Annotated in this window: 11 protein-coding genes; 5 read left to right on the forward strand and 6 right to left on the reverse strand. The window is 68.5% G+C overall.

The annotated features are described in order from the left end of the window. Positions 1–36: 36 nt before the first annotated feature. The 4 genes from DFJ65_RS07045 to DFJ65_RS07060 are packed head-to-tail and all read right to left on the reverse strand — an operon-like array spanning position 37 to position 4,066. Entirely contained in the window at positions 37–1,368 is a 1,332-nt protein-coding gene (locus tag DFJ65_RS07045; RefSeq protein ID WP_147301346.1) for a hypothetical protein, read from the reverse strand. 54 nt (positions 1,369–1,422) lie between these two features. Further along, a complete protein-coding gene (locus tag DFJ65_RS07050) occupies positions 1,423–2,799 on the reverse strand; it encodes a VWA domain-containing protein (RefSeq protein WP_245950076.1) in 1,377 nt (458 codons plus the stop codon). Next, entirely contained in the window at positions 2,796–3,653 is an 858-nt protein-coding gene (locus DFJ65_RS07055; protein WP_115922420.1) for an AAA family ATPase, read from the reverse strand. Before DFJ65_RS07055 ends, DFJ65_RS07050 begins: the two co-directional genes overlap by 4 nt. Positions 3,654–3,670: 17 nt before the next feature. Then, positions 3,671–4,066, reverse strand: coding sequence for a MerR family transcriptional regulator (locus DFJ65_RS07060; protein ID WP_115922421.1), 396 nt, complete (start codon positions 4,064–4,066; stop codon positions 3,671–3,673). A 70-nt stretch (positions 4,067–4,136) separates the two neighbouring features. On the opposite strand from DFJ65_RS07060, the gene DFJ65_RS07065 reads away from it, so the two are divergent. Together DFJ65_RS07065 and DFJ65_RS07070 are read left to right on the forward strand one after the other, a co-directional pair. After that, positions 4,137–5,318, forward strand: coding sequence for an acyl-CoA dehydrogenase family protein (locus DFJ65_RS07065; protein ID WP_115922422.1), 1,182 nt, complete (start codon positions 4,137–4,139; stop codon positions 5,316–5,318). Next, positions 5,315–6,865, forward strand: a complete 1,551-nt coding sequence (locus DFJ65_RS07070) for an acyl-CoA carboxylase subunit beta (protein WP_115922423.1) — start codon at positions 5,315–5,317, stop codon at positions 6,863–6,865. The genes DFJ65_RS07065 and DFJ65_RS07070 overlap by 4 nt, the downstream gene beginning before the upstream one ends. Before the next feature lie 54 nt (positions 6,866–6,919). Here DFJ65_RS07070 and DFJ65_RS07075 read toward each other — a convergent pair whose 3' ends face one another. Further along, positions 6,920–7,510, reverse strand: coding sequence for a hypothetical protein (locus DFJ65_RS07075; protein ID WP_115922424.1), 591 nt, complete (start codon positions 7,508–7,510; stop codon positions 6,920–6,922). Positions 7,511–7,573: 63 nt separating this feature from the next. Here DFJ65_RS07075 and DFJ65_RS07080 point away from each other — a divergent pair, with 63 nt between their 5' ends. The 3 genes from DFJ65_RS07080 (at position 7,574) to DFJ65_RS07090 (ending at position 10,855) form a co-directional block, all read left to right on the forward strand. After that, positions 7,574–8,647, forward strand: coding sequence for a YihY/virulence factor BrkB family protein (locus DFJ65_RS07080; RefSeq protein ID WP_115922425.1), 1,074 nt, complete (start codon positions 7,574–7,576; stop codon positions 8,645–8,647). 367 nt (positions 8,648–9,014) lie between these two features. Beyond that, positions 9,015–9,602 carry a hypothetical protein gene (locus DFJ65_RS07085; RefSeq protein ID WP_115922426.1) on the forward strand — a complete coding sequence of 196 codons (588 nt, stop codon included), beginning with the start codon at positions 9,015–9,017 and terminating at the stop codon, positions 9,600–9,602. Further along, the gene (locus tag DFJ65_RS07090) at positions 9,599–10,855 is read left to right on the forward strand and encodes an HNH endonuclease signature motif containing protein (protein WP_170144020.1); all 1,257 of its coding nucleotides are present in this window, start codon (positions 9,599–9,601) and stop codon (positions 10,853–10,855) included. The genes DFJ65_RS07085 and DFJ65_RS07090 overlap by 4 nt, the downstream gene beginning before the upstream one ends. A gap of 50 nt (positions 10,856–10,905) precedes the next feature. On the opposite strand, the gene DFJ65_RS07095 is transcribed toward DFJ65_RS07090, so the two are convergent. After that, positions 10,906–11,556 carry a Maf family protein gene (locus DFJ65_RS07095; RefSeq protein ID WP_115922428.1) on the reverse strand — a complete coding sequence of 217 codons (651 nt, stop codon included), beginning with the start codon at positions 11,554–11,556 and terminating at the stop codon, positions 10,906–10,908. Between the last annotated feature and the right edge of the window lie 31 nt (positions 11,557–11,587).

The following is an 11,587-nucleotide window of genomic DNA, read 5'->3' on the forward strand; positions in this document are numbered from 1 at the left end:
CCGGAGGGAACCGCCCGTCGCGGGCGAACGCGCCGGCTAGGCCTTGCGGCGCAAGCCCCACACGACCGCTGCGCCCGCGGCGAGGATCGCGACGGCGCTCAGCCCCGTCTTCACCCAGGGGAACGGGTCGTCCTGGCTGACCCCGTTACCGACGCTCAGCTGCCCGGCGGACGGCGCCGCCACCTCGGCTCCGGCGGAGTTGACCAGGCGTGGCCCGGGTTGTGCTTCACCCACGACGGCGACGCTGAGCTCGGCGGGCACGTCGGGCGTCGTGGCGGGCACCGGGGTGTCGGACGACACGGGCGTGCGTGGCTGGGTGTTGACCGACACGTAGTACCAACCGGGAACGCTCGTGAACGGCACCGTGGCGTAGGCGATCTCGCCGTTGTCGCCGCTCGACGCGCTGCGGTTGGCCCACCGGACGGCGGCGGTGTAGCTGCCGATCGTCTTGACCTCGGAGTTGTTCGCCGACATCGACGCCTCACGACTGAACTGGTAGTCCTTCGGCTGCACCCCGAGGAAGATGCGCTGCGGTGACCAGATGGAGATCGTCGACTCGAGCGCGATCGGCGATCCGAAGTTGCTGTCCTTCGCCGGCACCGTCATCGTGGCGGCGAGGCGCTGACCCCAGTCCAGGCGCACCTTGTAGAAGATGCGCGCGCCGACCTTCAACTTCACCGGGTAGGTGCCGGGGGTGAGGGTGGCCGCACCGGCGAACCCGGTGCCGGGAGCGACCTCGTCCTTGGGCGCCTGCGCGGGTGCCTTGATCGCGGTCCGCTCGGCGGCGGACGCTGCCGCGCCGGTGTCGCCGACACCCTTCGGTTCGTCGGTGATGAGGATCTCCGCGTCCGTCGACCCGGCACCGCCGCCGGTGTGCGCCACCGTGACGTTCAGCGTCGTCGCTTCCCGGCAGGTGGAGCCGACATAACCGTTGCGGCTCAGCTTCTCGTCGTCGTCGAAGCCGACGTTCGTGACGACGATGCCGGCCGGCTCACCCTCGCGCAGCGTTTCCTTCTGGGTGTCGCAGTCGTCGCCGTCCGGGCTGGTGATCTTCACCTCGGTCTCGTGGTCGTCGGCGAGCAGCAGGTTGCTGCCGTTCTTCTCGTACGTGAGCACGCTGGCGACGAAGGTGCGCAGTTGGTTGCGGTTGATCGTGAACGACCGCGGCGATCCGTCGTTCGGCAACTGGGTGCGGTGCAGACCCGGGGTGAGCGCGGGGCCGCCGGTCTCGGCGTTCGCCAAGGTCACCTGCGTGCCGGAGAACGCGTACCCGGTCGGTTGGATGGCACGCGCCGGGGTTGTGGACGACATCACCACCGTGACCGCCAGCACGGAGCTGGCGAGGGCGACGGGCTTTCGAAAACGCACGGGCACCAGTATGGCTGGTCGCGTCGCAGCGTCCGGGCAGCGACTGTCCGGAGTTCAGCCCAGGTGCCGTTCGACGAACAGTCGCAGTTGGGCGACGTTGCGGCACTCGTGCATGGTGACGACGCGGGAGTACTCGTCGGCCGCGGAGTCGCCGGTGGCCCACGACGACGCGCGTTCGGGGTTGAGCCAGACCGTGCTGCGCGAGCTCCGGGCGATCTCGCGCAGCGCGTCGAGCCCGGGGTCGGCGTAGTTGGTGCGGCCGTCGCCGAGGATCAGCACCGTGGTGCGGTGCCCGATCACGTCGCCGAAGTCGGCGAGCACATCGTCGAAAGCGCTGCCGTAGCTGCTGCTACGACCGCGGGTGGTGAGGGCGGCCTGCGACAACGCCCACGAGGTGAGCGAGACGCCGGGCGGGGCGTTCTTGACCACGTCGGTGATGTCGGCCGTGCTGGAGACGAAGCCGAGCGTGCGCACATGCCGGAACTGCCCGTGCAGCGCCTGCATCAGCAGCATCGTGAACCCGCTGAAACCACCGACCGACCCCGACATGTCGGCGATGAGCAACACATCGGGACGGTGCCGCTTACGGTGCGCGTAGACCGGGTCGAGCGGCACACCGCCGGTGGCCATCGCCGTCCGCAGCGTGCGCCGAACGTCGATGCCGCCGCGATGCGCGCGGCGCCGGCGGCTGAGCTTGGCGGCCAGCTTGCGGGTCAGCGGGTCGAGTTGGCGTTTGAGCTGGTCGAGGTCCTTGGTCGACAACGCGAGGAAGTCGCGCTGATCGGACGGTCCGGTGACGCCGTACCGGGCGATGCGCTCTCGAGGGCGGACAGCGGTGTTGCGCCGGCGGGCTTCCGATTCCACCTGGCGGCGGAACTGTGCGACCCGGGCGCGGATCTCGTCGCGGTCGATCCGTTCGGTGAATCCGCCTGAGCCGCTGCCCGATCCCTTGCCCTCACCGTCGCCGTCGCCCTCGCCGCGCCCCATCGCCTGGGCGTCGGCGATGAGGCGTTGCGGGGCGAGCGCGTCGACCGCCTGCACCGACGACCAGCCGCGGGTCTCGTCGCCGGGGGACACCTGGCCGAGCAGTTCGAGGGTGGCTGCGGCGATCTCGTCCATGCGCTGCTCGTCGCCCTCGGCGAGGGCTCGGGTGAGCTCGGCGCGCAACTGGTCGAGGTCGGCGCCGCGCAGGTCGCCGGTGCGGGCACCGGGTGCCGCCGGAAACCACAGGTCGAAGAGTTGATCGAAGGTCGCGCGGCCGTCGCTCGAGCGCACCATCGTGGCCGCGAGCGCCTCCCGTAGGGTGCGCCGATCGTCGAGGCCGAGAACCTCGATCGCCTGCGCGGCGGTCGTGGTCTCGGTCGATCCCACCTCGAGGCCGTGCGTGCGCATCGCCTCCGCGAGGCCGACGAGTCGGTCGAGCGTGCTCACAATTTCAGTGCGGTGCGGGCGGATTCGATGTCTTCCTGGTGCTTCAGCAGCACCCCGAGGGTCGCCTCGACGAAGGCCGGTTCGAGTTCGTCGGCGCCGAGGGACAGCAGCGTGCGGGCCCAGTCGACGGTCTCCGACACCGACGGCGGCTTGCGCAGGTTGCCTTCGCGCAGCGCCCGAACCACCCGCACCAGCGCGTCGCGGGTGGCGTCGCCGAGCCCGGGCGCGTGCAACTGCACGATCTGCTGCTCGAGGTCGGCGCTCGGGTAGTCGATGTGCAGGAACAGGCAGCGGCGGCGCAACGCTTCCGACAGTTCGCGGGTGGCGTTGCTGGTCACCACGACCAGCGGACGGTGCCGGGCCTCGATCGTGCCGAGCTCGGGGATCGTCACCTGGAAGTCGGACAGCAGTTCCAGCAGGAGGCCCTCCATCTCCTCGTCGGCCTTGTCGAGTTCGTCGACGAGAAGCACGACCGGGTCGGTGCTGCGCACGGCCTTCAGCAACGGGCGTTCGAGCAGGAAGTCCTCACCGAACACGTCGGTGCGCACGTGCTCCCAGTCGGCGTCCCGCTCGGCGGTGATGCGCAGCAACTGCTTGGCGTGGTTCCACTCGTACAGCGCGCGGGCCTCGTCGACGCCCTCGTAGCACTGCAACCGGATCAGGGCGCGCTCGGTGGCCGCCGCCATCGCCTTGGCGAGCGCGGTCTTGCCGACCCCGGCCGGGCCCTCAACCAGGATCGGGCGGCCGAGCGCGGCCGCCAGGAAGACAGTGGTCGCGATCGCGTCGGAGGCGAGGTAGCCGGTTTCGGCGAGTGCCTCGCGGGTCTGGTCGACGGTGCTGAAATCGCGGGTCATGGGTTCATCCTCTCCGGTCACGGTCGGCGCAGTCGGTCGAGGTCGGCCCGGCAGCGTGCCTCGATCTCGTCGAGCTCGGCGAGCGACTGCTCGAGGTCGCGTCGGCGCTGCTCGAGATCTGCCCGCCGATCCGCCAATTCGCCCAGCAGATACTCCAATTGGCCGATCTCACCCGGTGGTTGGTCGTACATCGTGACGATCGTGCGGATCTGGGGGAGTGACATGCCGAGGCGTCGACCGCGCAGGATCAGCTGCAACCGGATGCGGTCGCTGCGGTGGTAGACGCGGGCGCTGCCGACGCGCTCCGGGCCGAGCATGCCGAGGTCTTCGTAGTGCCGCAGCGAGCGATGGGTGACGCCGAACTCGTCGGCGAGTTCGGCGATCGTCCAGGTGCGCTCGGGCGGGTTTGTCATGACCAGCGAGCATGCTTTACGTTTACGTAAAGGTCAAGCAGTGACCCACGCCACGATCGAAAGGCCGTCGATGTTCGAGCTGTCCAAGGACCACGAGGACTTCCGCCGTCTCGTCCGAGACTTCGCCGAGGACAAGATCGCTCCGCATGTCGAACAGTGGGACCGGGACCACCACTTCCCGTCCGAGTTGGTGCCGCAGATGGGCGAGCTCGGCCTCTTCGGCCTCGTCGTCGGCGAGGAGTACGGCGGCGCCGGCCTGGAGGAGGGCGGCTTCACCTACCTGTGCCTGGCCATCGAGGAGCTCGGCCGGGTCGACCAGTCGATGGGTATCACGCTCTCGGCCGGTGTGGGTCTCGGCATCAACCCGATCCTGACCTACGGCAACGAGGAGCAGAAGCAGCAGTGGCTGCCCGACCTCGTGGCCGGCAAGACACTCGCCGGCTTCGGCCTGACCGAGCCCGAGGCCGGCTCCGACGCCGGTGGCACCCGCACCCGCGCGTCGCTCGCCGACGGCCAGTGGACCGTCAACGGAGCCAAGTCGTTCATCACCAACTCCGGCACCGACCGCACCTCCGTCGTCACCGTGACCGCCCGCACCGGCGAATCGGCCGACGGCAAGCCCGAGATCAGCGCGATCATGATTCCTTCCGGCACACCGGGATTCACCGTCGAGCCGGCTTACAACAAGCTCGGCTGGCACATCTCCGACACCCACGGACTCAGCTTCGACGGCTGCGTCGTGCCCGAGGAGAACCTGCTCGGTGAGCGCGGCCAGGGCTACAAGCAGTTCCTGAAGACGCTCGACGACGGTCGCATCGCGATCTCCGCGCTCGCGGTGGGTCTGGCGCAGGCCTGCCTGGAGGCGTCCGCCGAGTACGCGAAGACCCGGATGGCGTTCGGTCGCCCGATCGGCACCAACCAGGGCGTGTCCTTCCAGGTGGCCGACCTCGCCGTCATGGTCGAGGCGTCCCGTCTGCTGACCTACAAGGCCGCCTGGCTGAAGGACGAGATGGAGGCCGGCCGGCGCAGCGTCACCGAGGTGAAGCGGGCCGCGTCGATCGCCAAGCTCTACTCCTCCGAGGCCGCGGTGAGCGCGACCCGGATGGCCACGCAGATCTTCGGCGGCAACGGATTCATGGAAGAGTTCCCGGTGGCGCGGTTCTACCGCGACGCGAAGATCCTGGAGATCGGCGAAGGGACCTCTGAAGTGCAGCGCATGTTGATCGCCCGCGGTTACGGACTCAACTCGTGAGCCACCCCAAGGACGCGCGGGTCGAGGACGTCCGCGCCCGCCTGCACGCGGCGTACGAAGCGTCGGCGGCACCGACCGAATCGGCCGCGGCGAAGCTCAAGTCGCAGAACAAACTCTATGTGCGAGAGCGCATTTCGTTGCTGTTCGACGAAGGATCCTTCGTCGAGGACGGCCGCTACGCGAACGCGACCGCCAAGGGTCTGCCGGCCGACGGTGTGGTCACCGGACGCGGCACTGTCGACGGCCGTCCGGCGATCGCGATCGCCAACGACCCGACGGTGAAGGCCGGATCCTGGGGTTCTCGCACGGTCGAGAAGATCGTGCGTGCCACCGAGATGGCACTACGCGAAGACCTGCCGGTCTTCTGGCTGGTCGACTCCGCCGGCGCCCGCATCACCGACCAGGTGGAGATGTTCCCCGGACGTCGCGGCGCCGGCCGCATCTTCCACAACCAGGTGGCGCTCTCGGGCAAGGTGCCGCAGATCTGCTGCCTGTTCGGGCCGTCCGCCGCCGGTGGCGCGTACATCCCGTCGTTCACCGACCTGATCATCATGGTCGAGGGCAACGCGTCGATGTACCTCGGTTCGCCGCGCATGGCCGAGATGGTCGTGGGGGAGAAGGTGTCGCTGGAGGAACTCGGTGGCGCCCGGATGCACTGCACCCAGTCGGGCGTCGGCGACCTGCTCGCCGAGGACGATGAGGAGGCCATCGAGCTGGCGAAGCTGTTCTTCTCCTACCTGCCGCTCAACTGGCACACCGACGGACCGGTCTACGACCCGGAGGAGCCGGCCGAGCCGCTCACCGAGGAATCGGTGCCGGAGGTCGAGAGCCAGCCCTTCGACGTCCACGACGTGATCGACGGTCTGGTCGACGACGACAGCTTCTTCGAGATCAAGCCGCTGTTCGCCGCCGAGCTCGTCGTCGGCTTCGGCCGGATGGAAGGTCGCACCGTCGGCATCATCGCCAACAACTCGGCGGTCAAGGGCGGGGTGCTGTTCACCGACTCCGCCGACAAGGCATCGCGCTTCATCTGGATGTGCGACGCCTACAACATCCCGATCCTCTACCTGGCCGACGTGCCCGGCTTCATGATCGGCTCAGAGGTCGAGCGCGGCGGCATCATCCGGCACGGCGCGAAGATGGTGTCGGCCGTGTCGTCGGCCACGGTTCCGCAGTTCTGTGTCGTCATCCGCAAGGCCTACGGCGCCGGCCTCTACGCGATGGGTGGCCCGGGCTTCGGCCCCGACGCCACGATCGCGTTGCCGACCGCACGCATCGCCGTGATGGGCCCCGAAGCCGCGGTGAATGCGGTGTACGCCAACAAGATTGCCGCGATCGAAGACAAGGCCGAACGTGAGGCGTTCGTGCAGGCCCGCCGCGAGGAATACCTCGAGGACGTCGACCTGGAGCGGCTCGCAGCCGACCTGGTGATCGACGACGTCGTGGAGGCGCCGCAGCTGCGCGGCGAACTGCTGCACCGGTTGCGCTACGCCGCCGGTCGCGATCGCCACTTCAGCACCCGGCGACGCTCGATCCCGCCGGTCTGATCCCGCTGGTCTGATCCAGCTGGTCTGATCGGACGCCCGATCAGCAGCGGGTCGCTAGTTCGCCTGGCCGGGAGGCACCGCGACGGTGACCGTCACCGTCTGCTGCACGGTGACGGTGGCAGCCGGCGGGGCCGGTGCGGTCACCGTCACCGTCTGTGCGGCGCCGGTCGCGGTCACTGTCTGTGCCGGGGCCGACGCCGTGCTGGTCACAGTCCGCGGCGCGGCCGTGCGGACGACGGTGCGCACCGGACCCTGCACCGTGCGGATGACCGTGCTCGCCTGGGGCGCGGAGCCGGCCTCCGTCGTGGTGGTCGTGCTCGTCACCGTGCGCACCTCGCCGGAGCCGGTGACCGTCTGGGCCGGCTGGGTGACCGTCGTGGTCGACGTGCCCGGCTCCGGTGCCGCGCTCGCACGCCCGGCCCACCAGGTGAGTCCGGCGAGCACCAGCGCGGCCACGGCACCTGCCCCGACGATGCCGGGTGCGATACCGGCGCTGGCGCGGTAACGGCCCTCGTCCTCGTCCTCGTCGACGTTTTCGTTGGTGCCGGTGTCGTCGTCCGGCTCGTCGAAGTCGTCCTCGTCTGAGTCGAAGAGGTCCATGATGCCGAAGTGTTCCGGGTCGGCCGGATCGTGTTTGTCAGCCATCGTGCTCCAGTCGGCGGGTGAGTCCTAGCCGATACGGTACGCGGCGCCGGGTAGGTTTCGGGCATGTCGTTCAGTGATCGGGTCGACCGGCTCCAGCGCCGCCACCCGGTGCTGGGTTTCCCGATCGCGGTCGGCTACAAGTTCTTCGACGATCTGGGTGCGTATCTCGCTGCGCTGCTGACCTACTACCTGTTCCTGTCGATCGTGCCGGTGCTGCTGCTCGTGTCGACCGTGCTGAGCTGGGTGCTGCGCGGCCACCCCGACTGGCAGCAGTGGCTGATCGACTCGGCCTTGGGTGAGTTTCCGGTGATCGGTGACCAGTTGAAAGCGCCGGGGGCACTCGACGGCGGTGTCGGCGCGGTGGTCATCGGTGTGCTGGGTGCGCTCTACGGAGCGCTCGGCGCGGCGCAGGCGTTCCAGTACGCCGCCAACATCGTCTGGCAGGTGCCCCGCAACAGTCGGCCCAATCCGTTTGCGGCGCGCGGGCGTTCGATCGTGCTGCTGCTGACCGTCGGTGCCGGACTGCTGTTGACGACGATCGCCGGAGTCGTGGTGCAGCGGTACATCTCCGGCACGCCGGCGACCGTCGCGATCCACGTCCTCGGGGTGGTGCTCGCGTTCGCGGTCTTCCTCGCCGCCTTCAGCATGGGCACCGCCGCCAACCTGAAGCTGGCCGACCTGTGGGTTGGTGCGCTCGTCATGGCGGTGGGCTGGGAGGTGCTGAAGGTCTATGGCGCCAGCTACGTCAACACCGTCATCAAGCACGCGTCGGCGATCAACGGCATCTTCGCGTTCGTGCTCGGCATCTTCGCCTTCATCTACGTGGCCGCGGTTCTCGCGGTGGTGTCGATGGAGATCGATGTCGTGCTGCGTCGCAAGCTCTATCCGCGGGCGCTGCTCACGCCGTTCACCGACGACGTCGATCTCACGGCCGGCGACGAGCGGGCCTACGCCGGTCAGGCGAAATCGATGCGCGCCAAGGGTTTCCAGGAGATCGAGGTGTCGTTCGAGCCTCCGACCGAGGAGGAATTGCGCGAAGGGGAGACGCGTCCGATGCCGTTCGGTCGAGAGCGTCCGGACGCGGGGATGCCGTCGGCCACGATCCCAGGATCCGAGACGGACGAGATCGATGGGTGAGCTGCAGCCGCTCGTTGTTACTTGCAGGCTCCTTCGGCGTTCGTCCGGGCGCTCCTTCGTCGCTGCCCGCACGAGCCGTCCCGCCTGCGTGGGCCTTGCGCTGCCTCTTCTGCAGCCTCCTTCGGCGTTGAGCCCCGTAGCAGTCACTTCGTTCCTGCTACGGGGCTCAGCCGTCCCGGCTGCGTGAGCCTTGGTCTGTGGTCCAGTGACTGCCACCACCGGCATTGACAAGCATTCGTTGGTCACCGAGTCGAAACCCGATGATTCCCAACGGGATTTGATCCACAGCCCACCCGGGCGGTGCCGGTTCTCCACGGTTCGTCTGCGACTGATGGTGGTTGTCGGTGGTCGCACATATGTTTGATTCATGACCACTAGTTACGAGATCGACGAGCCCCTGAGCGAGGTCGAACTCGAGCTGCTCGAATCGGTGTTGAGTCGCAAGACGTATCGGGTGCGGCCGGTCATCACCGAACACTCCTCACCCACCGACATGCTGGCCGCGGCAGCCCAGTTGTGTCGGGACGCGTTCGCCAAGATCGACACCGACACCATCCGCGCCACCGACAGTCCCTCCGGCGACGGTGCGCGCCTCAGCGACGGGCACCCGTTGAGCCGGCTCTCCTCGGTGGAGGAGTTGCGGTCGTTGGAGGAGACGATCCGCGCGGCCGCGGTGACGGGGTCGGTGGTGCAAGGTGCTGCGGCGATCGCGATGGCGAGGTATGCCGCGATCGACCGGGAGGTGATCGACTCCGACACCGGGTTCGCGGTGCCGGTGGAACGGCCGCTCGGGCATCGGGCCGACTTCGCGGACACCGATTTGGCCGCCGCCTGCCAACTCGCACCACGCACCGCTTCCACCCGGTTGAGTGCCGCGGTGACGGCGTGTACGAAGACCCCGCGGTTGGTCGAGGCGGCGGTTGCGGGGGGGGGGGGGTGCCGTTCTGGAAGGTGAGCCTCGTTGCGTCCGAACTCGCCGACGCCACCACCACGACGGCGGCGATGGTCGAGGCCGAGTTGTTGGGGTCGCGTGGATTCGGTTCGTGGGGGTTCCAGAAACTGAAGTCGACCGTGCGGGCACTGGTGACCCGGTGGGAAGCCGACGCCGCCAAACAATCGAAGAAGCGGACGGCACGGGAAGCGACCGGGGTCTGGGCCGACGCCTCCGACATCCCCGGACTGTCCGAACTGCGTGCGGTGGGTCCGGCGGATCAGATCGCGAAGATCCACGCCGCGCTCGACCAACTGGCCGACACCTGGCGTAAACACCCCGAACAACACGCGGAAGCGCACCCCGAGCACTACCCGCAGGATCCGCAGCAAGGTTCGGAGCAGGGTTCGGAGGCAGGTGCAGCGTTCAAGCCGACGGTCAAGCCGACGTTGGGTCAGCTGCGACTTGACGCGTTGTGCGACCTGGTCACCCAAGGCTGCGACATCGGGGTCCACCTCGTCATCCACGTCCCCTTCGAACGCACCAACGCCACCAGCGATAACCACGACGGCAGCAGCGACTGCAGCAACAACGACAGTCGCAACAACGAGAGCCGCAACAACGGCAGTGCTGGTGGTGCGGACGGTCGTGGTACCAGCGGCGCCGCGAGTAGCACGGAGGCGCGGGCAGCCGAGGCCTGTGACGACAATCGTCGACGCACGGACACTGCGGGCCCTCCCGAAAACAGCTGGGCCACAGACGAATCAGACGAACCGCCCGGCTCGACCAGACCGCCAGGTGGTGACGCTCGTGGGAGCACCCGCACCGACTGGGCCGAGATCCCCGGCATCGGGTTGGTCGCTCCGGACACTGTCGATGCGTTGGTCGAACGGTTCGGCTGCCGCCTGACCCGCGTGTCGTTCGACGCCGACACCGGCATCACCGCAGAAACATCGTCGGCACGCTACGAACCACCACCGAAGGTCCGGGAGTTCGTCCAATTGAGGGACCAGTCATGCCGGTTCCCAGGATGCAGCCGCTCCGCGATCCGTTGCGACGAAGACCACGTCGATGAATGGCCCACCGGCGACACCAAAGGCGCCAACCTCGCCGCGATGTGCCGACACCACCACGACGCCAAAACCAAAGGCCACTGGGACGTCGAGATGACCGACGACGGCATCTGCACCTGGATCAGCCGCACCGGCCGCCGCTACGTCACCTACCCCGACACCGACACCGGCCGATGTAGCAATCCGCCCGACCCGCCGGCGTGACACTGCCGGTGGCGGCCCAACCCAGGAACGCCGACCCAGCCGACGGTGAATTACGCGGATTGCGTTGTGCTGGAACGCAGGTCGTGCCAGGCCACGCCGATCTCGTGCAGCAGCTCGCGCAGCGCGGGCAGGCTCACCCCGACGACGTTGTGGTAGTCGCCCTCGATGCTGGTGACGAACGGACCACCGAGTCCGTCGACCGTGAACGCACCTGCCACCCAGAGCGGTTCGCCGGTCGCGACGTACTCTTCGATCTCCTCGTCGTCGATGTCGGCGAAGTGCACGACCGTGCTGGCCGTGACGCCGAAGGTCGCGCCGGTGCCTTCGTCACGGTTGTCGATGAGCCAGTGGCCGGAGTGCAGCACCCCCGACTTGCCGCGCATGCGCTGCCACCGGGCCGTCGCGTCAGCAACATCGGCGGGCTTGCCGTACGCCGCACCCTCGAACTCCAGGACGCTGTCGCAGCCGAGCACGAGTGCGTCGTCCGACTCGTCGCGGGACGCGACGTCCTCACACTTCGCGCGAGCCAGTACCAGCGCGACATCGGCCGGTTCGAGGATGCCGTAGCGCTGTTCGGCCTCGCGAGTCGCTGCCGGTTCGTCGACCCCCGACACGATCACTTCAGGCTGAACTCCGGCGGAGCGCAGGGTCGCGAGGCGGGCGGGGGAGGCGGAGGCGAGCACGAAACGCACGGAGTACACCGTACGGCACCGGGCTCGATCGACCGGCCCG

The organism is Calidifontibacter indicus (assembly GCF_003386865.1).
In the GTDB taxonomy this organism is placed as follows: Bacteria; Actinomycetota; Actinomycetes; order Actinomycetales; family Dermatophilaceae; genus Yimella; species Yimella indica.